The sequence below is a fragment of the Microbacterium sp. JZ70 genome (genome assembly GCF_053903225.1).
This window is the reverse complement of sequence record NZ_CP096405.1, coordinates 2,064,094-2,090,049: the sequence shown is the minus strand read 5'-3', so window position 1 is coordinate 2,090,049 and position 25,956 is coordinate 2,064,094. Positions and strand designations below refer to the sequence as shown.

The following is a 25,956-nucleotide window of genomic DNA, read 5'->3' as shown; positions in this document are numbered from 1 at the left end:
CCGGTAGGCTGACCGCCATGAGCGCCTCCACGGCCCTGTTGACGGACCGCTACGAACTGACCATGCTCGACGCCGCGCTGCGCGACGGCACCGCCGACCGCCACTGCGTCTTCGAGCTCTTCGCCCGGCGCCTCTCGGGCGGGCGCCGCTTCGGCGTCGTGGCGGGCACGGGTCGCCTCCTCTCCCTCCTGCGCGAGTTCCGCTTCGGCGAGGACGAGCTGCGCTTCCTGCGGGACGAGCACGTCGTGAGCGCGGAGACCGTGCGGTACCTCGAGAGCTACCGCTTCGGCGGGACCGTCACGGGCTACCGCGAGGGCGAGCTCTACTTCCCCGGCTCCCCCATCCTCACGATCGAGGGCTCGTTCGCCGACGCCGTCATCCTCGAGACGCTCGCTCTGAGTGTGATGAATCACGACGCGGCCGTCGCGACGGCCGCTGCGCGGATGAGCATCGCCGCCGGCGACCGGCCCCTCGCCGAGATGGGCTCGCGCCGGGCGGCCGAGCAGTCGGCGGTCGCTGCCGCGCGCGCGGCCTACATCGCCGGCTTCGGCGCGACGAGCAACCTCGAGGCCGGCCGCCAGTGGGGCATCCCGACGATGGGCACCGCCGCGCACTCGTGGACGCTCCTCCACGACACCGAGGAGGACGCCTTCCGCTCGCAGATCGCGGCCCTCGGCAGCGGCACGACCCTGCTCGTCGACACCTACGACATCCGCCGCGGCGTGGAGCGCGCGGTCGCGGTCGCCGGCACCGGGCTCGGCGGCGTGCGGATCGACTCGGGCGACCTCCCGATCGTCGCCGCCGAGGTGCGCGCCCAGCTCGACGCACTCGGCGCCACCGAGACGCGGATCACCGTCACGAGCGATCTCGACGAGTACGCCATCGCCGCTCTCGCCGCATCGCCCGTCGACGCGTACGGCGTGGGCACCTCGGTCGTCACGGGGTCGGGCTATCCGACCGCGGGGATGGTCTACAAGCTCGTCGCGCGTCAGGACGCGTCGGGCGGATGGGTCGCGGTCGCGAAGAAGGCGGAGGGCAAGGGCTCCCAGGGCGGTCGGAAGCGGGCGTTCCGCCGCCTCGAGGACGGCGTGGCGCGCGACGAGTACGTCGAGATCGCCGACGGGTTCGAGGAGCTGCCGACGGCGGCCGACGTCGAGGGCGGGCGCATGCTCCAGGTCACGCTCGTCGATCACGGCGCGTTCGACGCGGCACACGAGGGCCCCGAGGGCGTCCAGGCGGCGCGTGCGCATCACCTCGCCGTCCGGGAGGAGCTGCCCGTGCGCGCCCTCGCGCTCAGCAAGTCCGATCCCGCCATCCCCACGGTGTTCGCCGACGCCGGCGACCGCTGAGACGAGAAGAGCCGCCGGCCTCTGCGCCGGCGGCTCGTCTCACTTCTGCATGGACTCGTAGATCTCCTTGCACGTGGGGCACACGGGGAACTTCTCGGGGTCGCGCCCGGGAGTCCACTTCTTCCCGCACAGCGCGCGCACCGGCTTGCCGGTGATCGCCGACTCGAGGATCTTGTCCTTCTTGACGTAGTGCGAGAAGCGCTCGTGGTCTCCGGGCTCGATGGTCTCCTCGCGGAGGAGCTCCTCGAGCTCGCGGTCGAGGAGTGCCGTGCCGCCCTGGTCGGGACTGTCAAGCGGGGTGCTCATGACCTGCAGTCTAATCGCGCGGCGGATGCCCGTGGCGGGCTCCCGCGTCAGGTGGCGCCCGCGAACTCCATGATGCGGGTGCCGCGCACGTCGAACACCGCGGCGCCGATCCCAATGCCGATGAGGAGGACGGCGACCCCGGAGCCGAGTCCCGTCCAGAGCACGGCGACCGGCTCGACCTCACGGTCCGCGATCGCGAGCCACGCGAGCCAGACGGTCGGCGCGCTCGCGGCGAGCGCGCCGAGCAGCACGAGGGCCTGCGACCAGGCGCCCGTCGAGTCGGTGCGCTGCGGCTGCTGGAACGGTCCGTCGCCGGGCCGCGCCACGGCGTACGGCGCGACGACCGACGCGATGCTCGAGAGCCCGAAGCCCGACAGGAGGAGCGCTGCGGTGACCCCGACGACCGGCATCAGGGCGTCGCCGCGTCCGCTCACGAGGAGGGAGAGGGCGGTCGCGACCGCGAGGACGGGCACCGAGATGAGCACGACCGGCGCGAGCCGGCCGGCCCGGTCGGCGACGCCGCGCACGCCGCTCGCGATGTGGAGCCACACCGCGGAGGCGTCGTACGCGATGTCGTTGTGCGGCAGCCAGCCGTAGAAGAGAGCCATGAGCGGCACCGGGACGAGCGCGGCGACCTCGATCGGGACGCCCGCCACGAGCAGCGGGATGACCGGCAGGATGCCGGCGACCGGGATGACGAGGAGATTCGCGAGGTAGCGGCTGTCGCGCAGACCGTACACGAGGCTGCGCGCCGCGATCGCGCCGGTCGCCGTCCGAGGAAGCAGCGCGAACCATCCGAGTCCCGCACCTCCGCGGGCCACCACGGGATGCTCGATCGTCGTGAGGAGGCGGCGGACGAGCGCGACCCACGCGACCGCGAGCGCGGCGACGACCACGATCCCGATCGCGACGGCCAGGCCGACCGAGCCGCTGCCCGAGGCCTCGCCGGCAGGCAGCGCCGTCCCCGGCACGAGCGCCGCGATGAGCCCCGCGACGCGGCCGAGGGCCCGTGCGGCGCCGGGCGACCAGACCGCGGCGGAGGCGATCGTCGCCGGCACGCTCGCGACGACGAGTGCCACGACGAACACGCCCGCGGCGTCGGCCGGCCGTCCCTGTCCGCCGAGAGCGGCACGCAGCGCCATCACGACGCGCGCCACGAGCACGCACCCAAGGAGATGGAGGACTGCGCCCGCGATCGCGCTGCCGGCGGATGCGCCGAGCTGCGTCCAGACGATCGTCGCGACGACCTCGTAGACGAGCAGCAGCCACGTCGGCACGCTCACGAGCGACGCGAGGAGCAGGACGGCCGCCAGCGGGTCGGGCGCAGCGCCCAGCGTGCGGAACCGGCGCGGATCCAGCGGGTCGACGGTCGCCGTCAGCGCGGGAGCGATCGCGAAGGAGAGCACGAGCCCTGCCGCGGAGAGCACGAGCGCGGTCGCCGCGACGCCGTCGGGAAGCGACGGCAGCGCGAGCGCGCGCGAGGCCGTGACGGCGGTGCCGATGACGAGCGCGAGGAAGCCGATCGCCCGAGGGATCGTGCGCCCCGGCTCGCGGAATGCGCCGACGAGAAGCGCGGCCCTCAGTCGGAGAACGTGTGCAGCCACTCGAGCCCCTCCACCTCGCCGAGTCCGCCGGCGAGCTCGACGAAGCGCTGCTCGAGGGTGAGGTCGCCCTTGACCTCGTCGACCGTGCCCTCCTCGAGCACCTGTCCTGCGACGAGCACCGCCACGCGCGTGCACACCTTCTCGATGAGATCCATGCCGTGACTCGAGAGGAGCACGGTGCCCCCGCTCGCGACATACGCGTCGAGGATCTCGAGCACCTTCGCCGCAGACGCCGGGTCGACGGCCTCGAAGGGCTCGTCGAGCACGAGGAGCTGCGGCGAGTGGATCATCGCGGCCGCGAGCATCACCTTCTTCGTCATGCCGGCCGAGTAGTCGGAGACCACGCGGCCGAGCGCGTCGCCGAGGTCGAGCGCGCCCGCGAGGTCGGCCGTGCGGTCCGCGACCACCCCGGGCTTCATTCCCCGGAGCATGCCCGTGTAGTACAGCAGCTGCCGGCCCGTGAGCCGATCGAACGTCCGCAGACGGTCGGGGAGCACGCCCATCCGCTTCTTCGCGTCGCGCGGGTGCGTGCGCAGATCGACGCCGCACACCCGGATCTCGCCGCGGTCGGGGCGCAGCAGGCCGGAGATCATCGACAGCGTCGTCGTCTTCCCCGCGCCGTTCGGCCCCAGGAGACCGTAGTACATGCCTGCGGGGACCTCGAGGTCGATGCCGGCGACGGCATGCGTTCCGCCGTACGACTTGGACACGCCCTGGAGCGTCAGCGCAGGGCTCCCCGGCTCGGTTTCGCGGATCTCTGCCTCGGTCACCGCCCCACGGTATCAAGTCGCATCGGGAGCCCCCGGTCATCACGATCCGGTCACGACCTCCCGGAGGAGTCCTGGCAAAGTGCCGCCGATGGGGACCGCATTGTCGCTCATCCACAGCCTCTTCGCTACCCTGAAAGAGCCAGTTCGTCGTGAATCTTCGATGAACCCGGACTGAACCGATCAAGGGGAGTCACGCATGACCATCCAGACCGTCATCCTCGCCGCAGGCATGGGATCGCGCCTCGGCCGCGTCCTGCCCAAGTCCCTCACGGTTCTCAGCGACGGACGCTCGATCATGCAGCAGCAGCACGAGAACATCCGCGCGGCCTTCGGCGACGACGCCCGCATCACGACCGTGGTCGGCTACCGCGCGGAGGACATCGTCGAGCGCTTCCCCGACGCGAACTACGTCTACAACGAGCGGTACGACCAGACCAACACCTCGAAGAGCCTCCTCCGCGCCCTCTCGGCGACCGGCCGCGGCGGCGTGCTCTGGATGAACGGCGATGTCGTCTTCGACCCGCGCATCCTCGACCGCGCGATCGGCAACATCCAGGCCGACCAGTCCTTCGTGACCGTCAACACCGCCAAGGTGAGCGACGAGGAGGTCAAGTACACGGTCACGCCCGAGGGCTGGATCGACGAGCTCTCGAAGACCGTCGTCGGCGGCATCGGCGAGGCCGTGGGCATCAACTACATCTCGCAGCGGGACAAGCGCGCCTTCATGCGCCAGCTGTCGCGCGTCGACGACCAGGACTACTTCGAGCGCGGCCTCGAGCTCGCGATCGCCGAGGACGGGCTGCGCCTCCTCCCGATGGACGTGTCCGACCTGTACGCCGTCGAGGTGGACTTCGCCGAGGACCTCGAGCGGGCCAACGCGGCACTCCTCTGACCGCCGCCAGGAGGCGGCCGGGTAGCATCGGCGTGATGGCCGACAAGGTTCACCGCATCCACTCGCTTCCGGACGACGCGCCCTGGAGCGGCGGGCTTCCGCCCGTCGGCTCGGAGGAGCATCCGTTCGCGATCCGCGCGCTCGATCGGGTGCTCGGCGTGCAGCGTCCCCTCGTGCTCGCGCACCTGCGCTCCATCCGGCTGCGGCATCCGGAGGCGTCGCCCGCTCAGGTCGTGCGGATGCTCGAGCGCCGCTATCTCCTGGGTGTCACGTCGGGCGGGGCGGCCGTCGGGGCCGCCGCCGTCGTCCCGGGTGTCGGCACCGGCGTCACGCTCGCCCTGTCGGGCGTCGAGACGGTGGGATTCGTCGAGGCGACGGCCCTCTATGCCCAGTCGCTTGCCGAGCTGCACGGATTCGCCGTCGAGGATCCGAATCGCGCCCGCGCGCTCGTGCTCACCCTGATGATGGGCGAGGAGGGCGTCGATCTCGTGCGGCACCTCGCCGCGCAGGTCGTCGGCAAGGGCACGTCGCTGTCGGCGCACTGGGGCGACCTCATCACGAAGACGCTCCCCCGTGCGGCTCTCGCGCCGATCGTCGACCGTCTCAAGACCGCGTTCATCCACCAGTTCGCGGTGCGCGGGGGCGCGAGTGTCGTCGGCAAGGCGCTGCCGTTCGGCGTCGGCGCGGCCGTGGGCGGTGTCGGCAACCACCTCCTCGGTCGACGCGTCGTCGCCGCGTCGCGCAAGGCGTTCGGCCCGGCCCCGGAGCGGCTTCCGGACTGGCTCGCCCCCAAGCCGGGAGCGGAGCGGATCGAGAGCGTGGCCCTGCGAGGGATCCAGACGGCAGGCGCTTCGCTGCGCGCGGCGGCGGGCTCGATGGGCTCGGGCGTCGGAGCCGTCGGCCGCGGCGTCGCGCGACTCGGGCGCGATACGGTCGGACGTGCCCTGCCGCGCGGACGGCGAGACGATGCGGATGTCGCGGGCACTCCGGCCGCGGACGTCGACACGAGCGACGAGCGCGACGTGAGCGACGAGCGCGACGTGAGAGACGGGCGCCCGTAGCCGACGCCGCGTGCACAGCCGTCGATATGACGGCGTGCCCGCCTCCGGGTGTGGACAGGCCGCCGTCCCTCGCGCGTGCTCGTCCGAGGCCGCTCGTAGCGTCACGGCATGCTCACGCCGCTCCCCTCACGACGGTTCGATCCCCCGTATCGCGTGCCCTGGCGCGTAGACCGAGCGGACCCCGCCCATCCGCGCGTGCTCAATGCATCGCGCGAGCCGGCCGACTTCGTGCGGGCGTTCGTGCACGACGATGTGACGCCGCCATCCAGCGAGCACTGGGGACTCGTGCTGCCGGAGGAGATCTGCGAGCTCTGCCTGTGCGAGCGCGCCCTCGCGTCGACGCTCGTGACGCTCGCCTGGTTCCGTCCGGGTGAGGACGACGAATACCTGTGGCGGTTCTGTCTCTGACGCGCGCGGTCGGTCAGCCCCACGTTCGGGGCTGACGCCGGAACTCGTCACGGCGCGAGTATCCGTAGGGCCGCCGGCCCTGAGGCAGGTCTTCCGCGTCGAGGTCGACGAGGAGCTCTCCGACCTCCACTTCGAGCGCGACGGCGATCTGGAGCAGGGTGTAGAGCGTCGGGTTGCCCGCGCCCTTCTCGATCCGCTGCAGATGGGTGAGATCGAGGTCTGCGCACTCCGCCAGCTTCTTCGCGCTCAGGGTCGCCGCGTGTCGCAGCTGGGCGATGCGGCGCCCCACCTTCAACGACGCGTCGGAGTGCGGCTCTGGCATCCTTCCAGCTTGCTGACGGTGGCACGGAAAGCGTAGGTACTCATGCCCTGGCTTCTGCACTACCGCATATATACCTTGAACGACGCGGGCCGGGTGCCTCGTCCATAGGTCGAAGTCGTGCCCGCAGCAACCTAGGGACGAAACGAGGAAAGATGCCGCTCGCAGGTCTGACGCAGGTGATGCTCAAGCGGAGTGAATCTGCCTTCACTGCCCCTCCATATGTGTTCGCCAGAGCGAAGTACAGGACGAAGCATCTGACTCGACACGGCCGTCGAAGACATCGCGCCTGGCGTGTTGTCGTCGACGTGTTCATCTTGGCGCCATCCCGCCGCCATACGTCCGCATCCGCACCGGCGGGCGGCTGGCGGGCCGGGTTCAGTGTGCTGCTGTGGCGAGTTGCGGTCGCGGTTCGATGCGTGCGGGCGTGCCGGGGCCGTGGTCTTCGGGTTCGTGGTGGGCGATGTCGTCGGCATCGAGAAGGGCTTGGGCGAGGTATTCGGGGGTTGTCCAGTAGTGGCGGAACCATTCCTGGATGTCCTGTTCGATCTCGAGGTGCAGCCGCCGCTCCCGCTCCCGCTCCTCCTCCCGCTGGTGCTGTTCGCGTTCCCGCTGGCGCTGCTCGCGCTCGCGTTCGCGCTGGTGCTGTTCCTGCTCGCGCTCGCGTTCGCGCTGGCGGGCGCGGCGGCGCTGCTCAACCTGCTCGCGGTCGCGGTGGTGGCGGGCGAGGGCGTCGGTGATGAGCGGGTTCGGGGTGGCTTCCGCGCGGACCTGCGGGGGTGGTTTCTCGGTGTAGGTGTGTCCGGCGGGGCTGGTCCATTCCAGGACGCCGTCGCCGAGCTGTCGGACCTGCCAGGGCGTGTGGTGCTTGTCCTGGTGGCATCCCTCGCACAGGCAGGCGAGATTGCCCACGTCCGTGACACCGCCCTGGGCGTACGGGATGGTGTGATCCAGATCCGCGGTGAGGGCGAGGTTGCGGCACCCGGGGGTGCGGCAGCGTTCGTCGCGGGCGAGGAGGTACCGCTTCTGCGCCGCGGTGGGGGTGTACCGGTCGACGGTGAGCAGCGCCCCGGTGTCGGGATGGCAGAACACCCGCTCCCACCCCGCCGCGTTCCCCGCGAGCTTGCGGGCGGTGTCCGCGTCGATCGGCCCGTACCCGGCCAGGAACCCCGGCTCATCATCCAACCCCGCCAGCGTCGTCGCCGCGACCGTGACCTGCACCACCGCCCGCACCCGCGACAGCACCCGATCCACATCCCCCACCAAGCCCCGCGCCGGCGGCGGAGCGCCGCGTGCGGACGCCGTGTTCGAAGGGTCAGCGTCGCCAGTGCCGGGCGGATCAGCTCCCGTGTCGGTCCGGTCGGGCGATCCCGCAGCACCCGAGACACGGGAACCCACGTCCACGCCGAGGTCGTCCGCGTCGGGCCTCGCGTCGTCGTCCTCGGTGCCCGCATCGGGGGCCGCCGAGTCCGTGTCCGCGGTCGCATCCGCGGCGTCCACGTTCACGTCGTCCACATCCGGTGTCACCGCGTCCGGCGCAGGCTCCGTCGTGCCCGTTCCGGCGTCCGTGGTGTCCGTGGCGTCCGCGCCCGCCGCGTCGGGCTCCGTCGACCCCGTCGTGTCCGTGTCGGTGGTGGACCAGGGGGCGGGGGTGTCGTCCGGGTCGCCGCACAGGGCGGACAGGACCTCCACGGCGAGGTCCGACGCGATCTGCGTCGCCGTCCGCGCCCCCTCCCCACCCTCACCGACCCGCTCCGAATCCTCGAACCGCACACCCGACCCACCAGCCGCGCCCGCATCCGCGGCGCCCTCACCCGCACCCGCACCGCTGCCGGCGCCCGCGGCGGTGGTGGTTTCGGCGGCGCGGCGTTCCTGTCGGGCCAGGTCCCGTGCGTGCTGGCGCAGGGCCCGGGCGATCGCCTGGATCCGGGTCGCCTCGCCCACGATCTCCAGCGCCTGCGTCCCATCCGGGAGCACCTTCACCCACACACCCCGCCGCGCCATCGCCGACCGATGCCGATCCGAGAACGACCGCGGATCCAGCCTCTCCGCCAGAGCCTCCGCGAACATCCGCGTATCGAACGGCGTCGCACCCTCCGCGTACCCGACGGCCGCAGCCTCGAACACCTCCCGCAGCCCGTCCGGCAGCCGCATCCCGACCTGCCGGATCACGTCCGCGTGCCGGCCCGTGATCCGCGCGCCCTCCAGCGCCGCGAACGTCTCCGGGAACGACCCCACCAACACCATCGCATCCGAGATCCGGGTCCGCATCCGCCCCTTCGACTCCCCCAGAGCCGCCGCGAACTCCCCCGCCATCGCCCGGAACGGGAAGTCATACCGCGACGAGACCGCCCCCGACCTCGCCAACTGCGCCCGCGCGACCTCCCCCGCCTCAGCCAGCGCCCGCGCCTCCAGCGCATCCGCCTCCGCCCGCAAAGCCCGCGCCCGACGCGCCCGCTCCACCGCCGAACGCGTCACCGCGACCTCCGCCGGAGTGGGCTCCCAACCCACCCCCGCATCCTCCCGCGGCATCGTCCTCGACATACCCCCACACTACCCACCCCATCGGACATTCCACCGAACATTCCCAAACTGTGGATAACTCGCGATCGAAGCTAAATACGATGCAGCACGGCGCGCATCTGGATCCGCCGACCGAGCTGGTCCAGCCCGAGCCGCTGCTCCGTGGCCACGAGACCTCGTTCGAACGCCGTCGTCGGCTGCTCCTCGATGAACCCGCACCTCGCGTAGAACGGCGCGTTCCAGGGCACCTCCGCGAAGGTCCGCAGGGTCATGGATGCGTGTCCGCGCCGCCGCGCCTCATCCTTCACGGCATCGACGAGACGACGCCCGATCCCCTGTCGACCGAAGGCGGGCACCACCGACAGCTGCTCGAGATGCGCGGCTCCGTCCACCTCGAGCACATGCGCGAACCCGACGAGCGCGTCACCCTCCGCGACCAGGAGGAACCCGGGCTGCGCAGCCCGATCCGCGCCGGCTGGCGCCGGATCCCACCGCTCCGGGGCGAGCAGGTCGACGAGCAGGCGATCCGCCTCGTTCTCGATCCGCTCGACATCGGCGAGATCCTGCGGAGCGACGGGGCGGATGCGGATGGCCATGGCGTCGAGCCTACAAACCGGCTCGTAGACTCGCAGGGTGACCGTCCTCCTCGCCGTGCTGCTCCTCGTCAACGCCGTCTTCAACGTCGTGGTGTGGCCGCGCTTCTGGAAGCGGGTGACAGCGGACCCCCGTGCACGCGATGAGCAGGGCCGCAGGACGGCCTTCTACACCGTGCACGCCGTGCTCATCGGCGCCGCCCTCGTGCTCGCGGCCGCCTCCGCGGTCGCCGGCGTCTGGGCGCTCGTCGCCTGACTCCGGCGGGTGCGCGACCTCGCCGCCGCCCGACGGACCGCCTAGGGTGAGCCCATGGACGATGATCGCCTGCGTCGCAAGTACCCCGTCTCCGCCATCGCCGGCGGGTTCGACGCCCTCTGGCGCCCCAGCGCGCACGAAGCGGATCAGGCGTGGCACGCTCTCCAGATCGTGCCCGTCCCCGCGCCTTCTCCGGACAAGGGCCCGGGCGTCATCGACTTCGACGACGGCACCGTCACGATCGAGATCGACGAGTGACCGAGACAAGGAAAGGCCCCGCCGAAGCGGGGCCTTTCCTCGTGGACGAGACGACTTACTTGGAGCCGCCGAAGCCCTTGAAGCGCTGGTTGAACTTCTCGACGCGGCCGGCCGAGTCCATGATGCGCTGCTTGCCCGTGTAGAACGGGTGCGACGCCGACGAGATCTCCACGTCGATGACGGGGTACTCGACGCCGTCGAGCTCGATCGTCTTGTCGCTCGTGGCGGTCGAACGGGTGAGGAAGGTCTCGCCCGAGCCGAGGTCACGGAAAACGACCGGCTGGTACGTCGGGTGGATGTCAGTCTTCATGGTTGTCCTTGCGGGATCGATTCGATCGGATGAGAAAGTCTGCGGGCGCAGAAGCACCAAAGCCCAAGCTTATCAGACGTCGGACGCGGACACCGCGCGAGCGGCGTACCGTCCGTCCTGCTCGGCGACCGTGATGTCGAGACCGAACGTCGCGGTGAGGTTCTCGGCCGTGAGCGTGTCGCGGATCGGGCCCGCGGCCACCGCCTTGCCGTCGCGCAGCAGGAGCACGTGCGTGAAGCCGACGGGGATCTCCTCGACGTGGTGCGTCACCATGATCATCGCCGGCGTCCCGGGAGCGGCCGCGTAGCCGCTGAGGAGCTCGAGGAGGACCTCGCGCGCTCCGAGGTCGAGGCTCGCCGTGGGCTCATCCAGGAGGAGCAGCTCGGGGTCGGTCATGATCGCGCGGGCGATCTGCACGCGCTTCTGCTCCCCGTCGCTGAGCGTGCCGAACTCGCGGTCGGCGAGGTGGTCGAGTCGCCACTCGGCGAGCACGCGCAGGGCGCGGCGCTCGTCGATCCCCTCGTACTCCTCGTTCCACCGGCCGGTGACCGAGTACGCCGCCGTGAGCACCGTGTTCAGCACGGTCTCCTCCGCGGGGATCCGCTTGGCGAGCGCGCTCGAGGCGAAGCCGATGCGCGGACGCAGCTCGAAGACATCCGTGCGCCCGAGGCGCTCGTCGAGGATGTCGACGGTGCCGGAGGTCGGGTGCAGGTACGCGTCGGCCATCTGCAGGAGGGTGGTCTTTCCGGCGCCGTTGGGGCCGAGGACGACCCAGCGTTCGTCGTCGTTGACGGTCCAGCTGATGCCGTCGACGATGTTGCGACCACTGCGGCGCACCACGACGCCGTCGAACGAGAGCACGGGGAGCATGCCTCCAGCCTACCGAGGCGCTCGGGTCGGCTCGTCCGTGGCGCGCCCGCTACCCTCGTTGATCGTGACCCGCTTTCTCGTCGTCCTCGATGCCGATTCCACGCTCATCCGCAATGAGGTGATCGAGCTGATCGCCGACGAGGCCGGTCGCGGCCCCGAGGTCGCGGCGGCCACCGAGGCCGCGATGCGGGGCGAGGTCGACTTCTCCGAGAGCCTGCGGTCGCGCGTGAAGGCGCTCGCCGGCGTGCCGGTCGCATCCTTCGCGCGCGTGCTCGCGCGCATCGAGCCGACACCGGGAGTGCGCGAGCTCGTCGCCGCCGTGCATGAGCGGGGCGGGATGGTCGGGGTCGTCTCGGGCGGGTTCCACGAGATCCTCGACACCGTCGCACCCGACCTGGGCGTCGATGTCTGGCGCGCGAACCGGCTGCGAGCCGAGGACGGCGTGCTCACGGGCGAGGTGGACGGCGCGATCGTCGACGCCGACGCGAAGGCGGCGTCGCTGCGCGCCTGGGCGGAGGAGCACGACGTGCCCCTCCGCCGCACGATCGCGATCGGCGACGGCGCGAACGACCTCCGGATGATCGCGGCCGCCGGGCTCGGCATCGCCTTCAACGCCAAGCCGGCGGTGCGTCAGGCGGCGCCCCTCGCCATCGGTCCGGTCGACCTGCGCGAGGTCATCCCGCTGCTGCCGTGACGAGCGGGCTCAGTGCCCCATGCCGAGTCCGCCGTCGACCGGGATGACGGCGCCCGAGATGTACGACGCGGCGTCCGACGCGAGCCAGGCCGTGACGCCCGCGACCTCGTCGGCGCTTCCGTAGCGGCCGAGCGGGATGGCCTTGCGGTACTCGGCCTGCGTCTCCTCGGGGAGCTCGGCGGTCATGTCGGTCTCGATGAACCCCGGGGCGACGACGTTCGAGGTGATCCCGCGGGCGCCGAGCTCGCGCGTGAGCGAGCGCGCGAAGCCGACGAGGGCGCTCTTGGACGACGCGTAGTTCACCTGGCCGGCGGAGCCGTACAGCCCGACGACGCTCGAGATGAGGATGACGCGCCCGAAGCGAGCCCGGATCATCCCCTTGAGCGCGCGCTTGACGACCCGGAACGACCCGCCGAGGTTCGTGCCCACGACCGCGTCGAAGTCCTCCTCGCTCATCCGCAGCATGAGCGTGTCCTTCGTGATGCCCGCGTTCGCGACGAGGATCTCGACGTTGCCGAGCTTCTCCTCGACCTCGGTGAACGCGGCGTCGAGCGATGCGGAGTCGGTCACGTCGGCGCGGACCGTGAGCGCGCCCTCGGGCCCCTCGCCGCTGCGCGCCGTGACGGCGACCCGGTACCCCTCCGACACGAAGCGCTCGGCGATGGCGCGGCCGATGCCGCGGTTGCCGCCGGTGACGAGGACGACGCGATCAGTGGTCACAGCTGGACTCCCGGTGTTCTGGGCCGATGGAACCGGACCAGCTTATGCGGGCCGCGCTCCCGCCGTCTCACGGCCCGCGCGCGGCGGCGCGAAGTAGGCTGAGAGCACCGTGAAGATCCGCAAGCCGCAGCCGCAGTCGGCGACCTCCCTCGATCGCGCTCCCCGCGATGACGAGTCGCACCGCATGCGCACCTACCTCCTGACGATGGGCGTGCGCACGCTCTGCCTCGTCCTCATGGTGGTCGTCGTGCCCTACGGCTGGTACACGTTCCTCTTCGCCATCGGCGCCGTCGTGCTCCCCTACATCGCGGTCGTGATCGCGAACGCCGCTCAGGCCGGCCGCGTCGCGCATGCGCAGGCGCCCGAGCAGCAGGCGCTCCCCGCGACTTCGACGCCTTCCGAGGCGCCCGGGAGCCCCGGCGTCTTCCGGATCTCCGAGAGCGGCCGAGAGGATGGCCCGGCTCGCGCCGACGAGGACGAGGACGGGCGCGCGTGATCGGATTCGGCGGCGGGTTCGACGAGCCCGTGTGCTCGCGCGCGGGGTGCCGCGAGCGCGCGACGTGGAGCATCCTCTGGCGCAATCCGAAGATCCACGCGGCCGACCGCCGGAAGACCTGGCTCGCGTGCGACGCGCACGTCGACTTCCTGCGGAACTTCCTCGCGAGCCGTGACTTCCCCCTCGAGGTCGTCGAGGGCGTCGGGACGGGAGAGCCCTCGTGATCCGCTCGCGGCTCGGCCGGTGGGGCGTGTACGTCCTCATCGCCATCCTCTTCGCGGTCGCCTGCGCGTTCCTGTCGCAGTGGCAGTTCGACCGCAACGAGCAGCGGTCCGCGGCGAACGCGCTCATCGAGCGGAACTACGACGCGCCGACGGCCCCGCTCGACGAGGTCCTCCCGCCCGGCGAGGGCTTCGACCCGGCCGACGAGTGGCGGCCGGTCGTCCTCACGGGCGAGTACCTCGCCGACGAGCAGCTCCTCGTCCGCAACCGCGCCCAGGGCGGGACGAGTGCGTTCGAGGTGCTCGTGCCGTTCGCCGTGGACGACGGGCGGATCCTCGTCGTGGACCGGGGCTGGCTCCCGCCCGGAGAGGGGGCCCTGCCCGACGCCGTCCCGGCCCCGCCCGAGGGGCAGGTCGAGGTGACCGTGCGCCTCAAGCCGGGCGAGCCGCTCCCCTCCTCCGGCCGCAGCGCGCCCGAGGGGCAGCTCCCGACCATCCACCTCCCGTCCGTCGCGGAGCTCGCGGGCGACGCCACGATCGTCGACGCCTACGGGCTCATGGTCTCGGAGGATCCGGCGCCCGCGACGCGCCCGCACGCGCTCGAGGCACCCGAGATCGACCCGGGGCCGCACCTGTCGTACGCGATCCAGTGGATCCTCTTCGCGATCATGGGGTTCGTCTTCATCGGCTACATGATCCGCACCGAGGTCCGCGCACGGCGTGAAGACGCGCTCGGTGACGAGGACCACGACGATCCGTCGCCCCCTCGCCGCGCGCGACGACGCGATCGCGACGCCGACGAGGAGGACGCCCTCATCGACGGCCGCTGAACGGCCCGCTACGCGAGCGCCACTCCGGCCCCTACGCGAGGGTGATGAGGTCGAGGTAGCTCTTGTTCCAGATGTCCTCGACGCCATCGGGCAGCAGCAGGACGCGCTCGGGGTTCAGCGCCTCGACCGCGCCCTCGTCATGCGACACGAGCACGACGGCGCCCTCGTAGTGCGCGAGCGCTCCGAGGATCTCGTCGCGCGACGCGGGGTCGAGGTTGTTGGTGGGCTCGTCGAGAAGCAGCACGTTCGCAGACGACACGACGAGCGTCGCGAGCGAGAGCCGCGTCTTCTCGCCGCCCGAGAGCACTCCGGCGGGCTTGTGCACGTCATCGCCGGTGAACAGGAACGACCCGAGCACCTTGCGCGCCTCGGTCTCGTTGAGGTTCGGTGCCGCCGAGACCATGTTCTCGAGCACCGACCGCTTGACGTCGAGGTTCTCGTGCTCCTGCGCGTAGTAGCCGATCTTCAGGCCGTGTCCGGGCTCGATGCGTCCCGTGTCGCTCTTGTCGACACCCGCGAGGATGCGCAGGAGCGTCGTCTTGCCGGCGCCGTTGAGACCGAGCACGACGACCTTCGAACCGCGGTCGATCGCGAGGTCGACGCCCGCGAAGATCTCGAGTGCGCCGTACGACTTCGACAGGCTCGACGCCATGAGCGGCGTCTTGCCGCACGGCGCGGGCTTCGGGAAGCGGAGCTTGGCGACCCGGTCCTCCTGGCGCACCTCCTCGAGACCCGCGAGGAGCTTCTCGGCCCGTGCCACCATCTGGTGCGCCGCTGCGGCCTTCGACGCCTTCGCACCGAAGCGCGCTGCCTGCTGCTGCAGCACCGACGCCTTCTTCTCGGCGTTCGCGCGCTCCTTCTTGCGGCGCTCCTCGTCGGCGACCCGCTGGCGCTGGTAGTGCTTCCAGCCCATGTTGTAGATGTCGATGACCTGGCGGTTCGCGTCGAGGTAGAAGACCCGGTTGACGGTCTCCCCGACGAGCTCGACGTCGTGGCTGATGACGATCAGCCCGCCCTTGTAGGTCTTGAGGAACTCGCGCAGCCAGATGACGCTGTCGGCGTCGAGGTGGTTCGTCGGCTCGTCGAGGATCATCGTCTCGGCGTCGGAGAACAGGATGCGCGCGAGCTCGATGCGACGCCGCTGACCGCCTGACAGCGTCTTGAGGGGCTGATCGAGGATGCGGTCGGGAAGCGACAGGTTGTGCGCGATCGACGCGGCCTCCGCCTCGGCGGCGTAGCCGCCGAGCGCCTCGAACCGCTCCATGAGGCGCGCATAGCGCTTCATCGCCTTCTCGGCGACGGCGGCGTCGTCATCCGCCATCCGCTCCGACGACTCGCGGATGCCCGCGGCCAGGTCGCCGAGGTCGCGCGCGTTGAGGATCCGCGTGCGCGCGGTCTCCTCGGGGTCGCCGGAGCGCGGGTCCTGCGGCAGGTAGCCGATCTCGCCCGACTTCGTGACCGTGCCGTCGGAGGGGATGAGATCGCCGGCGAGCACCTTCGTCAGGGTCGTCTTGCCCGCCCCGTTGCGGCCGACGAGCCCGACCTTGTCGCCGGGGCCGACGCGGAAGTCCACTCCCGACATGAGGAGTCGGGCTCCGACGCGGATCTCGAGGTCGTGCACGGCGAGCACAGCGGCACCAGTTTCTCTCCGGGGGTTCTGCGGCCGAACGGCCAGCCTCCCAGTATAGGCGGGGGCGCCGCTCGGCCTCCTGGGAGAGGCGCCTACGCGAAGTAGAGGTCGTGGTGGAGGCGGCAGCGCTCGTTGAAGGCCCCGCCGCAGCGGGCGCACGTCGAGGACGAGAGGTACTCCGCGATGGTCGACGTCTCGCCGCAGCGGCCGCACAGGAGCGCGCGCTCACCCGCGGCATCCGCTGGCCACACCTCGCCCGGATGGTCGGCCGCCTCCTCATGGCAGGAGTGGCACGGATACCAGCGGCGGCAGCACGGGAAGCGGATGGCGAGGACGTCGCGCGGCCCGTGCCAGTGCGCGCACCGTGTCTGAGCGTCGACGACCGCGCCGTGGACGAGGTGCTCCCCCACGCGCACGGGCATCACGCGACCCCGCGGGCGGTCAGCGCGTCGGCCACGCCGTCGGCATGGCGCAGCGACATCACGAGCAGCGGCAGCACGGCCCGGAATCCGAGCCTCACGCCTCGCGCGCGCTGTGCCTCGCGGATGCGCCGTGCGAAGTCGGCCACGACGGGCACGAGCGCGATCGCGAGGGAGAGCGTGAACGCGATCCGCCACGGATCCGCGCCGAACCGCGAGAGCGGTCGCAGGAGGCGCTCGAGTGCGGCGAGGAGCTCGTCCGTGCGGGTCGTGAGCGTGAGGAGCGCCGCGAGGAGCACGACCGACGCGACGCGCACGGTGTTGACGAGCGCCGGCGTCGGCCCGAGGAACACGAGCTGCGTCACCGCCATGAAGGCGACGATCCACCGCAGCGCCCAGACCTGCCGCAGCCATTCGCGCGGCCCGAAGCCGCCGAGGGCGAAGAGCCCGATGACGAGGACCAGCGCGGCGACCGCGGTGAGGGGCGTGTGCGGCCACAGCGAGATCGCCAGCGCGAGCGCGGCCATGACCGCGAGCTTCGCGCCCGCGGGCATCCGATGGATGATGCTGCCGCCGGGCCGGTACAGCGAGATCACGCGCGCTCCCCCGCGAACTCCGCTCGGTAGCGTGCGATCACGCCGTCAGGCTCGCCGACCTCGATCAGGCGGCCGTGCGCGAACCGGAGCGCGATGTCGCACCGCGCAGCGAGCTCGAGGTCGTGCGTGACGATCACGGTCTGCGCGACGACCTCGTCGATGAGGATGTCCGCGATGCGACGCGCGTTGCCGAGGTCGAGCAGGGTCGTCGGCTCGTCGGCGATGATGAGGCGCGGGCGGCGGATGAGCACCGAGACGAGCGCGAGCAGCTGCTTCTGGCCGCCGGACAGGCTGTAGGCGGGCTGGTCGGCGTGCGCGTCGAGTCCGTGCCGCTCGAGCTCGCGGGCGACGGCCGCGGCGACCTCGCCGCGCGAGAGCCCGCTCCCCTTGAGCGAGAGGGCGACGTCCTCGGCCGGAGTGGGCATGAGGATCTGCGCGTCGGGGTCGGTGAACACGAATCCCACGGCCTCGCGCAGCCGCTTCGGCTCGCGCACGACGTCGATGCCGTGGACCGAGACGACGCCCGACGTCGGCGCGACGAGGCCGTCGAGCACCCGAGCGAACGTCGACTTGCCCGAGCCGTTCGCGCCGATCACCGCGATCCGGCGCTGCGGCAGCTCGACGGAGACGTCCTGCAGGATGCGCGCGCCGCCGACCTCGACCGACACGCGATCGAGGCGGATGACCCCGCGCGCGTCACTCACCGGCGGCCTGCAGGGTGGGCTGCGGCGTGCGCCGAGGGAACGCGACGGGATAGGCGCGGTGCAACGCGACCGCGAGCACCGTCGCGACGGCGGCCTTGATGAGATCGCCCGGCAGGAACACGGCGCTCGCGACGAGAGCATCGCCGAGGGGCAGGCCCATCACGAGGGCCTGCACCGGCACGCCGATCGCGTAGATCACGCCGATCCCGCCGACGACGGCGCCGACGGCCACCCGCCACCACGCGAAGCGACGGCCCGCGTGCGCGATGAGCCCGACGACCGCAGCGCCCGGGATCCAGCCGAGCAGATACCCCGCCGTGGGGCCGACGAAGACGCCGAGCCCGCCGCGCCCGCCGGCGAGGACCGGGAGCCCCACCGCCGTCAGCACGACGACCACGAGCACCGCGGCGGCCGCGTTCCGCCATCCGAGCACCGCGCCGGCGAGCATCACGCCCAGCGTCTGCGCCGTGATCGGCACGCCGACCGGGCCCGGGATCGGGCCGACCAGGCCGAGGGCGATGATGAGAGCGGCGAACACGGCGATGCGCGCGATGTCGCGGCCCTCGAAACGGCTCGTCACGGTCATGGGGGTCTCCTGTCGGCGGGGAACGCGTCCTGAACAGCGTTCACGTGAACGGCGTTCAGTATACTCATGGGCATGGCCGACGCGACGACAGCCCGCAACGATCGCGCCGGCATCGTCGAGGCCGCCCTGCGCATCCTCGACACCCACGGACTGGGCGATCTCACCATGCGGCGGCTCGCGGCCGAGCTCGACGTGCGCGCCAGCGCGCTTTACTGGCACTTCGACAGCAAGCAGGTGCTCCTCGCCGCGCTCGCGGATCGCATCGTGCGGGCGGCGGAGGTCGACGACGACGCCTCACCGGCCGAGGTCGCGCTCGCCCTGCGCGACGCGCTTCTCGCGCATCGCGACGGCGCCGAGGTCGTGCTGAGCACGCAGGCGCTCGCGCTCGGCGAGGACGCCCCCCGCCGACGGCTCGCCGAGGCGCTCGCCCGGACGCTCCCGCAGGACGACGCCGACCGCGGGGCCGCCATCCTGCTCCCGTTCGTCCTCGGGCACGCGTCGCTCGTGCAGCAGCGGCTGCAGGCCGCGGAGCTGGGTGTCGTGCCGGGTGACGGCGCCGACGCGGCGGATGCCGACTTCCGGCACGGCGTCGCGGTGATCCTCGCGGGTCTCGGCGCCGGCTGAGCGCGCTCAGACCTCGCGCGCGTGGCCCAGGCGCAGCCCGGGGACGAGCGCGGCCAGCGCAAGCAGGAGCCCGATGCCGAAGACCGCGGCGAACGCGCCCGACGCGCCCCCGAGGGCCGTGAACGCGAGCCCCATGACCGCCATCGTCGCCGACGCCCCCACCGAATCGCTGATCTGGAGCGCCGAGGAGTTGAACCCCTGGTTCCGAGCCGATGAGTAGGCGATCGTGAGCACGGTGAGCCGAGGGTAGACGAGGCCCATGCCGAGTCCCGCGAAGCCCCAGAAGCCGATCGGCACCCAGGCCGGCAGGCCGAGCGCGGCCGTGAGCATGCACGCGGTGAGGGCGACCGCGAGCAGGGCGGCGCCCAGCAACGCGATGCGGCGGTTCCCCATCCGATCTCCGAATCGCCCCGACAGCTCCGCCGACGCAGCCCAGGTGAGCGCCGCGACGGTGAGACCGGCCCCCGCCGTCGTCGGAGAGAACCCGAAGCGGTCGATGAGCAGGTACGGCACGTAGATCTCGGCGCCGAAGAGCGCACCCGCGATGAGCCCGCGCATCACGATGACGCTCGGCAGTCCGCGAGCGAGGCGGATCGTCCGCGCCGGCAGGAGCGGCAGGATGGCCGCCGCGACGACGAGGAGCGATGCGGCCGCCGCGAGCCAGCCGAGCGCCCCCTCGATCTCGCCGGAGAGGCTGAGCGCGAGGGCCCCGACCGCGACGACGACCGCGAACAGGAGGCGTCGCGCGATGCCGCCCATGTGCGGCTCCTCCGGCGACGTGCGAAGGCCCCGCAGGCTGGGCGCGATCATCGCGAAGGCCGCGACCGTGAGGATCGCGATCCCCGCGAAGACCCACCGCCAGTGGAGATACTGGGCAACGGCGCCCGCGAGCACCGGGCCGACGAGCGAGGGGACGATCCACGCGGCCGAGAACGCCGCCATGACCCGGCCCTGCACCTGCGCGGGGAAGACGCGTGCGACGACGACGTAGAGCGCCACGACCTGGCCGCCCGAGCCGAGCCCCATGATGAGCCGCCCGACGACGAGCGTCGTCATGTCGCCCGCGAGCGCGTCGATCGCAAGGCCCGCGACGAAGAACAGCGCGGCTGTGAAGAGCGGCGCGACGGGCCCCGTCCGATCCGACCACGCGCCAGCCGCGACCATCCCGATCACCGCGGTCGCGAACGTGCCCGAGAACGCGACGGCGTACAGCGCCTCGCCGTTCAGGTCGCTCGCCACGACCGGCATCACCGTCGTGACGGCGAGGGACTGGAGCGCGGCGAGGAAGATGAGCGCCACCGCGCCGAGCGTCGTGAGGAGGTACGGCCTCCGCCAGATGCTCGGCCCTGCGGTCGCGGGCACGACCGGCACCTGCCCCGATGCGGCGGCGCGGGGATCGACCCCGCTCACGACGCGATGAGCGCGCCGATGCGCCGGATGGCCGCCTCGAGGATCTCCGGTCCGGTGCCGTAGTTGATGCGCGCGAATCCCGCGCCCTCCGCGCCGAAGGACGGTCCGGGGTTGAGCGCGACCTTCGCGTCCTTGAGGATGCGCCGCGACGGGTCGTCGCCCCATCCGAGCGCGCCGAGGTCGACCCAGGCGAGGAAGCCGGCGTCGCCCGGCAGATAGCGCGCGCCGGGCACGTGCTCCGCGAGCAGGTCCGCGAGCAGGGCGCGGTTGGCGTCGAGTCGCGCGATCAGGGCGTCCAGCCATCCGTCGCCGTCCTCGAACGCCGCGATCCCCGCGAGGATGCCGAACAGCCCCGTGCGCCACTCGACCTCCATGGGGATCCGGCTCACGACGGCGTGCGCGGCGTCGGAGGCCGTGACGAAATGCGCGCATTTGAGCCCCGCGAGGTTGAACGCCTTGCTCGCGCTCGTGAGGGCGATGCCGACCTCGGCCGCCGTCTCGCTCGCCGCGAGGAACGGCGTGTACTCCGCGCCGGGCAGCACGAGCGGCGCGTGGATCTCATCGCTGATCACCCACGCGCCGTGGCGCGCGGCGATCTCGGCCAGCTCCGCGAGCGCCTCGCGCGCGTGCACCGTGCCGGTCGGATTGTGCGGGTTGCAGAGCAGGATGGCCTTCGCGCCGGCCGCGAACGCCGCGTCGATGCCGTCGAGGTCGAGCTGCCAGCCGGCGTCGGTGCGAACCAGGGGGACGCGGATGGCCTCGGTGGCCGACTCCTCGTGCACCGCGAAGAAGGGCGGGTAGACCGGCGGCGTGACGATGACGCCCTCGCCGGGGGCGGCCACCGCGCGGATGGCCTCGGCGACGCCCATCATGACGTCGCACGTCGTGCGCACGCGCGCGGGATCGACCTCCCAGCCGTAGCGGCGGCTCGCGAAGCCCGCGAACGCCTCCGGATAGCGCGTGCGCGGGGGCACGTACCCCGTGTCGCCGCGCTCGACCGCCGCGGTGAGCGCCTGCGAGATGGCCGGGGCGAGCGGGAAGTCCGTCTCGGCCACGAAGAGCGGCAGGACGTCGGCGGGGTACGTCGCCCACTTCGTGCTCGTTCGGGTGCGCAGGGTCTCCAGGGGCAGGGCGTCGAGGGGGGTGGTCACCCTTCGAGCCTAGACGCGGAACGACCCGGAGCCGCGGCTCCGGGTCGTTCCGTGTCGGTCGGTCTCAGATCGCGAATCCGAGGGCGCGCATCATGTCGCGCCCGTCGTCGGTGATCCGCTCGGGACCCCACGGCGGCATCCACACCCAGTTAATGCGGAAGCGGTCGACCACGCCGTCGAGGGCCTGGGCAGTCTGCTCCTCGAGCACGTCGGTCAGCGGGCACCCGGCGCTCGTGAGCGTCATGTGGATGACGAGCGCGTCGTTCTCGTCGTCCCACGCGAGGTCGTAGATGAGCCCGAGGTCGACGACGTTGACGCCGAGCTCGGGGTCCATGACCTCCTTGAGGGCCTCGATGACCTCGTCGTACTTCTCCGGGGTGAGGGTCGCGGACATGTCGCGAGCCTACGCCTCGATCGGCTCGCCGGGGGCGAAGTACCGGTCGTAGCCCTCGTTCTCGAGGCGCTCGGCGAGCTCCGGCCCGCCCTCCTCGACGACCTGGCCTTTGACCATGACGTGCACGAAGTCCGGCTTGATGTAGCGGAGGATGCGCGTGTAGTGCGTGATGAGGAGGACGCCGAGGCCGGTGTTCTCCTTGGCGCGGTTCACGCCCTCCGAGACGATCTTGAGCGCGTCGACGTCGAGCCCCGAGTCGGTCTCGTCGAGGATGGCCAGCTGCGGCTTGAGGAGCTCGAGCTGGAGGATCTCGTGGCGCTTCTTCTCGCCGCCCGAGAAGCCCTCGTTGACGTTGCGCTGCGCGAACCTGTCGTCCATCCGGAGGTTCTTCATGCCCTCCTTGACCTGCTTGGTCCACGTGCGGATCGCCGGCGCCTCGCCGTCGAGCGCGGTCTTGGCGGTGCGGAGGAAGTTCGTCACCGTCACGCCGGGGATCTCGACCGGGTACTGCATCGCGAGGAACAAGCCGGCGCGGGCGCGCTCGTCGACCGACATCTCGAGGACGTCCTCGCCGTCGAGCGTGATCGAGCCGGAGGTCACGGTGTACTTCGGGTGACCGGCGATGGTCGACGCGAGGGTCGACTTGCCCGAGCCGTTGGGGCCCATGATCGCGTGGGTCTCGCCCGTCTTCACGGTGAGGTTGACGCCGTTGAGGATGGGCGTCGTACCCTCATCGGTCTCGACCGTCACGTGCAGGTCGCGGATCTCGAGGACTGCCATTTCAGATTTCCTTCTTCACATTCGGGTCGATGAGCACGTCGTCGCCGTCGATCTGGACGACGTAGACCGGGACGGGCTCGTAAGCGGGGAGGTTCAGGGGCTTGCCCGTGCGGAGCGAGAAGGCCGAGCCGTGGGCCCAGCACTCGAGCGATTCGCCCTCGACGAAGCCCTCGGACAGCGAGATGTCGCCGTGCGTGCAGACATCGCCGATCGCGTGCACCTCGTCGTTCGAGTCGCGCACGACCGCGATCGGCACGCCGTCGACGACGACCCGCAGCGCGGTGTCCGGCTCGAGCTCGCTGAACGAGCACACACGGGACGCGGTCATGCCGCCGCCCCGTCTGCGAGCTCCTTCTCGATCGCGGCGACGAGCTCGTCCTGCAGGCCCGGCACGTCGATCTTCTGCGCGATCTCGTTCAGGAAGCCGAGGACGACGAGGCGGCGCGCCTCGGCCTCGGTGATGCCGCGCGCCTGGAGGTAGAACAGCTGCTCGTCATCGAATCGACCGGTCGCGGACGCGTGGCCGGCGCCCTTGATGTCGCCGGTCTGGATCTCGAGGTTCGGGATCGAGTCCGCGCGCGCGCCGTTCGTGAGGATGAGGTTGCGGTTCGCCTCGTAGGAGTCGGTCCCGGTCGCGTCGGGGCCGATGAGCACGTCGCCGATCCAGACCGAGCGGGCCGTGAGGCCCTGCAGCGCGCCCTTGTAGAGCACGTCGCCGGTCGTCTCCGGGCCCTTGTGGAAGAGGTAGACCTGGCTCTCGAGGTGCTGCCCGTCGTCGGCGAAGGCGAGGCCGTAGACCTCGCCGTTCGCGCCCTGGCCGGCGAGCTCGACGTTCGGGTTCACCCGGACGACGCCGCCGCCGAAGCTCACGACGACGTGGCGGAGCGTCGCATCGCGGTCGACGCGCGCCTGGTGGGCAGCGGCGTGCACGGCCGAGTCGTCCCACTGCTGCACCGAGACGACCGTGAGCTGGGCGCCGTCGCGCACGAGGATCTCGACGTTCTGCGCGTACTGGGCCGTGCCCGTGTGCCGCAGCACGACGGTGGCCTTCGACAGCTCGAGCGCCTCGATCACGATGTGCGCGTCAGCGCGGCGGTCAGCGCCCTGGCCGTCGACGAGGACGACGATCGGCTCGGCGACCTCCTCCTCGCGCGGAACGCGGATGTGCAGCGCCTCGGCGGCCCCCTGCCAGGCCACGGCGGCCGGCAGGTCCTCGGGCTCGAAGAACTCGCCGCGCGGCGCCGTGCCGGCGGCGAGGGGTGCCGCGGCGTACTGCCCGCCCGAGACGAAGGTCGTGGTCACGCCGTCGTTCGCGTCGGCGACCGCGAAGAGCGGCGCGATGCGGTCGACGGGCGTGTGCTTCCAGTTGACCTCGCGGCCCGTGGGCGTGCCGAAGTCGGCCGGCTCGTAGGAGCGGAGCCGCTCCGAGCGCGTCTGGACGGGGACGACGGCGTCGTCGCGGAGAGCCGCGGCCGGGTCCACGTGAGCGTGCGTGTCCTGCGCCGTCTGCTCCGGCGCCTGCGTCGGGGTCGTCATCTAGCCGACCGATCCTTCCATGCCCATCTCGATGAGCTTGTTGAGCTCCAGTGCGTACTCCATGGGCAGCTCGCGCGCGATCGGCTCGATGAACCCGCGCACGATCATGGCCATCGCCTCGTCCTCGGGGAGGCCGCGGCTCATGAGGTAGAACAGCTGCTCCTCGCTGACCTTCGAGACGGTCGCCTCGTGGCCGAGCTGCACGTCGTCGACGCGGATGTCGATCGCCGGATAGGTGTCGCTGCGCGAGATCGTGTCGACCAGGAGCGCGTCGCAGCGCACGGTGTTCGCCGAGTGGTGCGCGTTCGCGTCGACGCGCACCTCGCCGCGGTAGCCGGCGCGGCCGCCGCCGCGGGCGATCGACTTCGAGACGATCGACGACTGCGTGTACGGCGCCATGTGGATCATCTTCGCGCCGGCGTCCTGGTGCTGGCCGGGGCCCGCGAAGGCGACCGAGAGGGTCTCGCCCTTGGCGCGCTCGCCCATGAGGAAGATCGACGGGTACTTCATCGTCACCTTGGAGCCGATGTTGCCGTCGATCCACTCCATCGTCGCGCCCTCGTGCGCGATCGCGCGCTTGGTGACGAGGTTGTAGACGTTGTTCGACCAGTTCTGGATCGTCGTGTAGCGCACGCGGGCGTTCTTCTTCACGATGATCTCGACGACCGCCGAGTGCAGCGAGTCGCTCTTGTAGATGGGAGCGGTGCAGCCCTCGATGTAGTGGACGTACGAGTCCTCGTCGGCGATGATGAGCGTCCGCTCGAACTGGCCCATGTTCTCCGTGTTGATGCGGAAGTAGGCCTGGAGCGGGATCTCGACGTGGACGCCCTTGGGCACGTAGACGAACGAGCCGCCCGACCAGACGGCCGTGTTCAGCGCGGCGAACTTGTTGTCGCCGGCCGGGATGACCGTGCCGAAGTACTCCTCGAAGAACTCGGGGTGCTCGCGCAGTGCGGTGTCGGTGTCCATGAAGATGACGCCCTGCGCCTCCAGGTCCTCGCGGATCTGGTGGTACACGACCTCCGACTCGTACTGAGCCGCGACGCCCGCGACGAGGCGCTGGCGCTCGGCCTCGGGGATGCCGAGGCGCTCGTACGTGTTCTTGATGTCCTCGGGGAGGTCCTCCCAGGACTGCGCCTGCTTCTCGGTGGAGCGGACGAAGTACTTGATGTTGTCGAAGTCGATCTCGCTGAGGTCGGCGCCCCACGTCGGCATCGGCTTGCGTCCGAAGAGCTGCAGGCCCTTGAGACGGTTCTTGAGCATCCATTCCGGCTCGCTCTTGAGGGCCGAGATGTCGCGCACGACGGCCTCGCTGAGGCCGCGCCTGGCGCTCGCGCCAGCCGCGTCGGCATCGTGCCATCCGAACTCGTACACCCCCAGTCCTTCGAGCTCGGGGCGGTCGATCAGCACATCAGACATGACGCTTCACACTCTCCTCAGGGGTCTCGCAGCGGTGTCATCCGCCCCGGTCGCTCGGAGCGGAGCGGCCGTCTGTGGGACCCGGCTTCCGGCGCGATCGCTCGCGCCTACACTGTTAGTGGATGCGCTGAGCGCACGCGCCCGCATCCTCAGTCACCCACGATTCTACAGGTTCCGCCTCGTTCGGCGCCGTTCGCGCCGGACGCTCAGGCGAACCGCAGGAGGCG

The 25,956-nt window shown here is 71.4% G+C and carries 32 protein-coding genes; 11 read left to right on the top strand and 21 right to left on the bottom strand.

The window, feature by feature from the left end:
* Positions 1 to 17 precede the first annotated feature (17 nt).
* Positions 18 to 1,349, top strand: a complete 1,332-nt coding sequence (locus M1D46_RS09480; protein WP_456285406.1) for a nicotinate phosphoribosyltransferase — start codon at positions 18 to 20, stop codon at positions 1,347 to 1,349.
* Between the two features lie 39 nt (positions 1,350 to 1,388).
* Here the strand turns inward: M1D46_RS09480 and M1D46_RS09475 are convergent, their stop codons facing one another.
* From M1D46_RS09475 to M1D46_RS09465, 3 genes are read right to left on the bottom strand one after another with little or no spacing between them, the layout of a single operon-like run.
* Positions 1,389 to 1,655 (bottom strand): DUF3039 domain-containing protein, encoded by a 267-nt coding sequence (locus M1D46_RS09475; RefSeq protein WP_271171619.1) that lies wholly within the window; start codon positions 1,653 to 1,655, stop codon positions 1,389 to 1,391.
* 47 nt (positions 1,656 to 1,702) lie between these two features.
* On the bottom strand, positions 1,703 to 3,259 hold the full coding sequence (locus M1D46_RS09470) for a hypothetical protein (protein WP_456285405.1): 1,557 nt from the start codon (positions 3,257 to 3,259) through the stop codon (positions 1,703 to 1,705).
* Positions 3,235 to 4,029: an ABC transporter ATP-binding protein gene (locus M1D46_RS09465; RefSeq protein ID WP_271171617.1), complete on the bottom strand. Its 795-nt coding sequence runs from the start codon at positions 4,027 to 4,029 to the stop codon at positions 3,235 to 3,237. The genes M1D46_RS09470 and M1D46_RS09465 overlap by 25 nt, the downstream gene beginning before the upstream one ends.
* A 196-nt stretch (positions 4,030 to 4,225) precedes the next feature.
* Here M1D46_RS09465 and M1D46_RS09460 point away from each other — a divergent pair, with 196 nt between their 5' ends.
* The 3 genes from M1D46_RS09460 (at position 4,226) to M1D46_RS09450 (ending at position 6,390) form a co-directional block, all read left to right on the top strand.
* Positions 4,226 to 4,921: a phosphocholine cytidylyltransferase family protein gene (locus tag M1D46_RS09460; protein WP_324011572.1), complete on the top strand. Its 696-nt coding sequence runs from the start codon at positions 4,226 to 4,228 to the stop codon at positions 4,919 to 4,921.
* A 35-nt stretch (positions 4,922 to 4,956) separates the two neighbouring features.
* Positions 4,957 to 5,982, top strand: coding sequence for a hypothetical protein (locus M1D46_RS09455; RefSeq protein ID WP_456285404.1), 1,026 nt, complete (start codon positions 4,957 to 4,959; stop codon positions 5,980 to 5,982).
* Between the two features lie 108 nt (positions 5,983 to 6,090).
* Entirely contained in the window at positions 6,091 to 6,390 is a 300-nt protein-coding gene (locus M1D46_RS09450) for a hypothetical protein (protein WP_324011576.1), read from the top strand.
* Positions 6,391 to 6,403: 13 nt separating this feature from the next.
* On the opposite strand, the gene M1D46_RS09445 is transcribed toward M1D46_RS09450, so the two are convergent.
* The 3 genes from M1D46_RS09445 to M1D46_RS09435 all read right to left on the bottom strand — a co-directional run bounded on the left by M1D46_RS09445 (position 6,404) and on the right by M1D46_RS09435 (position 9,828).
* Positions 6,404 to 6,712: a helix-turn-helix domain-containing protein gene (locus M1D46_RS09445; protein ID WP_271171613.1), complete on the bottom strand. Its 309-nt coding sequence runs from the start codon at positions 6,710 to 6,712 to the stop codon at positions 6,404 to 6,406.
* A gap of 375 nt (positions 6,713 to 7,087) precedes the next feature.
* Positions 7,088 to 8,779, bottom strand: a complete 1,692-nt coding sequence (locus M1D46_RS09440) for an HNH endonuclease signature motif containing protein (protein WP_456285403.1) — start codon at positions 8,777 to 8,779, stop codon at positions 7,088 to 7,090.
* Positions 8,780 to 9,324: 545 nt separating this feature from the next.
* Positions 9,325 to 9,828 (bottom strand): GNAT family N-acetyltransferase, encoded by a 504-nt coding sequence (locus M1D46_RS09435; protein ID WP_456285402.1) that lies wholly within the window; start codon positions 9,826 to 9,828, stop codon positions 9,325 to 9,327.
* A 37-nt stretch (positions 9,829 to 9,865) separates the two neighbouring features.
* On the opposite strand from M1D46_RS09435, the gene M1D46_RS09430 reads away from it, so the two are divergent.
* Both M1D46_RS09430 and M1D46_RS09425 read left to right on the top strand, forming a co-directional pair.
* Entirely contained in the window at positions 9,866 to 10,081 is a 216-nt protein-coding gene (locus M1D46_RS09430) for an SCO4848 family membrane protein (protein WP_271174076.1), read from the top strand.
* Between the two features lie 54 nt (positions 10,082 to 10,135).
* On the top strand, positions 10,136 to 10,339 hold the full coding sequence (locus M1D46_RS09425; RefSeq protein ID WP_456285401.1) for a hypothetical protein: 204 nt from the start codon (positions 10,136 to 10,138) through the stop codon (positions 10,337 to 10,339).
* 55 nt (positions 10,340 to 10,394) lie between these two features.
* Here M1D46_RS09425 and M1D46_RS09420 read toward each other — a convergent pair whose 3' ends face one another.
* Both M1D46_RS09420 and M1D46_RS09415 read right to left on the bottom strand, forming a co-directional pair.
* Positions 10,395 to 10,649, bottom strand: coding sequence for a type B 50S ribosomal protein L31 (locus M1D46_RS09420; protein ID WP_271174074.1), 255 nt, complete (start codon positions 10,647 to 10,649; stop codon positions 10,395 to 10,397).
* A gap of 72 nt (positions 10,650 to 10,721) precedes the next feature.
* The gene (locus M1D46_RS09415) at positions 10,722 to 11,519 is read right to left on the bottom strand and encodes an ABC transporter ATP-binding protein (RefSeq protein WP_282979847.1); all 798 of its coding nucleotides are present in this window, start codon (positions 11,517 to 11,519) and stop codon (positions 10,722 to 10,724) included.
* Positions 11,520 to 11,577: 58 nt separating this feature from the next.
* On the opposite strand from M1D46_RS09415, the gene serB reads away from it, so the two are divergent.
* On the top strand, positions 11,578 to 12,213 hold the full coding sequence (gene serB, locus M1D46_RS09410; protein WP_456285054.1) for a phosphoserine phosphatase SerB: 636 nt from the start codon (positions 11,578 to 11,580) through the stop codon (positions 12,211 to 12,213).
* A gap of 9 nt (positions 12,214 to 12,222) precedes the next feature.
* On the opposite strand, the gene fabG is transcribed toward serB, so the two are convergent.
* Positions 12,223 to 12,933 (bottom strand): 3-oxoacyl-ACP reductase FabG, encoded by a 711-nt coding sequence (fabG, locus tag M1D46_RS09405; protein ID WP_271174071.1) that lies wholly within the window; start codon positions 12,931 to 12,933, stop codon positions 12,223 to 12,225.
* 109 nt (positions 12,934 to 13,042) lie between these two features.
* Between fabG and M1D46_RS09400 the strand changes: the two genes are divergently transcribed.
* From M1D46_RS09400 to M1D46_RS09390, 3 genes are read left to right on the top strand one after another with little or no spacing between them, the layout of a single operon-like run.
* On the top strand, positions 13,043 to 13,429 hold the full coding sequence (locus M1D46_RS09400) for a DUF3099 domain-containing protein (RefSeq protein WP_456285053.1): 387 nt from the start codon (positions 13,043 to 13,045) through the stop codon (positions 13,427 to 13,429).
* Positions 13,426 to 13,653, top strand: coding sequence for a hypothetical protein (locus tag M1D46_RS09395; protein ID WP_456285052.1), 228 nt, complete (start codon positions 13,426 to 13,428; stop codon positions 13,651 to 13,653). The genes M1D46_RS09400 and M1D46_RS09395 overlap by 4 nt, the downstream gene beginning before the upstream one ends.
* Positions 13,653 to 14,480, top strand: coding sequence for an SURF1 family cytochrome oxidase biogenesis protein (locus tag M1D46_RS09390; RefSeq protein ID WP_456287157.1), 828 nt, complete (start codon positions 13,653 to 13,655; stop codon positions 14,478 to 14,480). Before M1D46_RS09395 ends, M1D46_RS09390 begins: the two co-directional genes overlap by 1 nt.
* A 31-nt stretch (positions 14,481 to 14,511) precedes the next feature.
* On the opposite strand, the gene M1D46_RS09385 is transcribed toward M1D46_RS09390, so the two are convergent.
* The 5 genes from M1D46_RS09385 to M1D46_RS09365 form a co-directional block, all read right to left on the bottom strand.
* The gene (locus M1D46_RS09385) at positions 14,512 to 16,110 is read right to left on the bottom strand and encodes an ABC-F family ATP-binding cassette domain-containing protein (RefSeq protein ID WP_282979842.1); all 1,599 of its coding nucleotides are present in this window, start codon (positions 16,108 to 16,110) and stop codon (positions 14,512 to 14,514) included.
* A gap of 92 nt (positions 16,111 to 16,202) precedes the next feature.
* The gene (locus M1D46_RS09380; protein ID WP_456285400.1) at positions 16,203 to 16,532 is read right to left on the bottom strand and encodes a CHY zinc finger protein; all 330 of its coding nucleotides are present in this window, start codon (positions 16,530 to 16,532) and stop codon (positions 16,203 to 16,205) included.
* On the bottom strand, positions 16,532 to 17,125 hold the full coding sequence (locus M1D46_RS09375) for a CbiQ family ECF transporter T component (RefSeq protein WP_456285399.1): 594 nt from the start codon (positions 17,123 to 17,125) through the stop codon (positions 16,532 to 16,534). Before M1D46_RS09375 ends, M1D46_RS09380 begins: the two co-directional genes overlap by 1 nt.
* On the bottom strand, positions 17,122 to 17,829 hold the full coding sequence (locus tag M1D46_RS09370) for an energy-coupling factor ABC transporter ATP-binding protein (protein ID WP_282979837.1): 708 nt from the start codon (positions 17,827 to 17,829) through the stop codon (positions 17,122 to 17,124). The genes M1D46_RS09375 and M1D46_RS09370 overlap by 4 nt, the downstream gene beginning before the upstream one ends.
* The gene (locus tag M1D46_RS09365; protein WP_456285398.1) at positions 17,822 to 18,415 is read right to left on the bottom strand and encodes a biotin transporter BioY; all 594 of its coding nucleotides are present in this window, start codon (positions 18,413 to 18,415) and stop codon (positions 17,822 to 17,824) included. The genes M1D46_RS09370 and M1D46_RS09365 overlap by 8 nt, the downstream gene beginning before the upstream one ends.
* A 72-nt stretch (positions 18,416 to 18,487) precedes the next feature.
* Here M1D46_RS09365 and M1D46_RS09360 point away from each other — a divergent pair, with 72 nt between their 5' ends.
* The gene (locus M1D46_RS09360; protein WP_282979835.1) at positions 18,488 to 19,039 is read left to right on the top strand and encodes a TetR family transcriptional regulator; all 552 of its coding nucleotides are present in this window, start codon (positions 18,488 to 18,490) and stop codon (positions 19,037 to 19,039) included.
* Positions 19,040 to 19,045: 6 nt separating this feature from the next.
* On the opposite strand, the gene M1D46_RS09355 is transcribed toward M1D46_RS09360, so the two are convergent.
* The 7 genes from M1D46_RS09355 to sufB all read right to left on the bottom strand — a co-directional run bounded on the left by M1D46_RS09355 (position 19,046) and on the right by sufB (position 25,729).
* Positions 19,046 to 20,449 (bottom strand): MFS transporter, encoded by a 1,404-nt coding sequence (locus tag M1D46_RS09355; protein WP_456285397.1) that lies wholly within the window; start codon positions 20,447 to 20,449, stop codon positions 19,046 to 19,048.
* Positions 20,446 to 21,600: a MalY/PatB family protein gene (locus tag M1D46_RS09350; RefSeq protein WP_282979832.1), complete on the bottom strand. Its 1,155-nt coding sequence runs from the start codon at positions 21,598 to 21,600 to the stop codon at positions 20,446 to 20,448. Before M1D46_RS09350 ends, M1D46_RS09355 begins: the two co-directional genes overlap by 4 nt.
* Before the next feature lie 64 nt (positions 21,601 to 21,664).
* Entirely contained in the window at positions 21,665 to 21,994 is a 330-nt protein-coding gene (locus M1D46_RS09345) for a metal-sulfur cluster assembly factor (protein WP_271174059.1), read from the bottom strand.
* A 9-nt stretch (positions 21,995 to 22,003) separates the two neighbouring features.
* Complete coding sequence (gene sufC, locus M1D46_RS09340; protein WP_271174058.1) at positions 22,004 to 22,774, bottom strand: Fe-S cluster assembly ATPase SufC; 771 nt, start codon at positions 22,772 to 22,774, stop codon at positions 22,004 to 22,006.
* A gap of 1 nt (position 22,775) precedes the next feature.
* The gene (locus M1D46_RS09335; protein WP_271174057.1) at positions 22,776 to 23,102 is read right to left on the bottom strand and encodes a non-heme iron oxygenase ferredoxin subunit; all 327 of its coding nucleotides are present in this window, start codon (positions 23,100 to 23,102) and stop codon (positions 22,776 to 22,778) included.
* Entirely contained in the window at positions 23,099 to 24,310 is a 1,212-nt protein-coding gene (gene sufD / locus M1D46_RS09330) for a Fe-S cluster assembly protein SufD (protein ID WP_271174056.1), read from the bottom strand. Before sufD ends, M1D46_RS09335 begins: the two co-directional genes overlap by 4 nt.
* Complete coding sequence (gene sufB, locus M1D46_RS09325) at positions 24,311 to 25,729, bottom strand: Fe-S cluster assembly protein SufB (protein ID WP_271174055.1); 1,419 nt, start codon at positions 25,727 to 25,729, stop codon at positions 24,311 to 24,313. It lies immediately after the preceding gene.
* Between the last annotated feature and the right edge of the window lie 227 nt (positions 25,730 to 25,956).

Excerpts from the sequence above, each read along its gene's own strand:
- M1D46_RS09435 (WP_456285402.1), bottom strand. The coding sequence starts at position 9,828 with ATGGCCATCCGCATCCGCCCCGTCGCTCCGCAGGATCTCGCCGATGTC.
- M1D46_RS09365 (WP_456285398.1), bottom strand. The coding sequence starts at position 18,415 with ATGACCGTGACGAGCCGTTTCGAGGGCCGCGACATCGCGCGCATCGCC.
- M1D46_RS09420 (WP_271174074.1), bottom strand. The coding sequence starts at position 10,649 with ATGAAGACTGACATCCACCCGACGTACCAGCCGGTCGTTTTCCGTGAC.
- M1D46_RS09455 (WP_456285404.1), top strand. The coding sequence starts at position 4,957 with ATGGCCGACAAGGTTCACCGCATCCACTCGCTTCCGGACGACGCGCCC.
- M1D46_RS09460 (WP_324011572.1), top strand. The coding sequence starts at position 4,226 with ATGACCATCCAGACCGTCATCCTCGCCGCAGGCATGGGATCGCGCCTC.
- sufD (WP_271174056.1), bottom strand. The coding sequence starts at position 24,310 with ATGACGACCCCGACGCAGGCGCCGGAGCAGACGGCGCAGGACACGCAC.
- M1D46_RS09360 (WP_282979835.1), top strand. The coding sequence starts at position 18,488 with ATGGCCGACGCGACGACAGCCCGCAACGATCGCGCCGGCATCGTCGAG.
- M1D46_RS09440 (WP_456285403.1), bottom strand. The coding sequence starts at position 8,779 with ATGTTCGCGGAGGCTCTGGCGGAGAGGCTGGATCCGCGGTCGTTCTCG.
- M1D46_RS09450 (WP_324011576.1), top strand. The coding sequence starts at position 6,091 with ATGCTCACGCCGCTCCCCTCACGACGGTTCGATCCCCCGTATCGCGTG.
- M1D46_RS09415 (WP_282979847.1), bottom strand. The coding sequence starts at position 11,519 with ATGCTCCCCGTGCTCTCGTTCGACGGCGTCGTGGTGCGCCGCAGTGGT.
- sufC (WP_271174058.1), bottom strand. The coding sequence starts at position 22,774 with ATGGCAGTCCTCGAGATCCGCGACCTGCACGTGACGGTCGAGACCGAT.
- M1D46_RS09480 (WP_456285406.1), top strand. The coding sequence starts at position 18 with ATGAGCGCCTCCACGGCCCTGTTGACGGACCGCTACGAACTGACCATG.
- M1D46_RS09475 (WP_271171619.1), bottom strand. The coding sequence starts at position 1,655 with ATGAGCACCCCGCTTGACAGTCCCGACCAGGGCGGCACGGCACTCCTC.
- M1D46_RS09335 (WP_271174057.1), bottom strand. The coding sequence starts at position 23,102 with ATGACCGCGTCCCGTGTGTGCTCGTTCAGCGAGCTCGAGCCGGACACC.
- M1D46_RS09445 (WP_271171613.1), bottom strand. The coding sequence starts at position 6,712 with ATGCCAGAGCCGCACTCCGACGCGTCGTTGAAGGTGGGGCGCCGCATC.
- M1D46_RS09425 (WP_456285401.1), top strand. The coding sequence starts at position 10,136 with ATGGACGATGATCGCCTGCGTCGCAAGTACCCCGTCTCCGCCATCGCC.
- sufB (WP_271174055.1), bottom strand. The coding sequence starts at position 25,729 with ATGTCTGATGTGCTGATCGACCGCCCCGAGCTCGAAGGACTGGGGGTG.
- M1D46_RS09345 (WP_271174059.1), bottom strand. The coding sequence starts at position 21,994 with ATGTCCGCGACCCTCACCCCGGAGAAGTACGACGAGGTCATCGAGGCC.
- M1D46_RS09380 (WP_456285400.1), bottom strand. The coding sequence starts at position 16,532 with ATGCCCGTGCGCGTGGGGGAGCACCTCGTCCACGGCGCGGTCGTCGAC.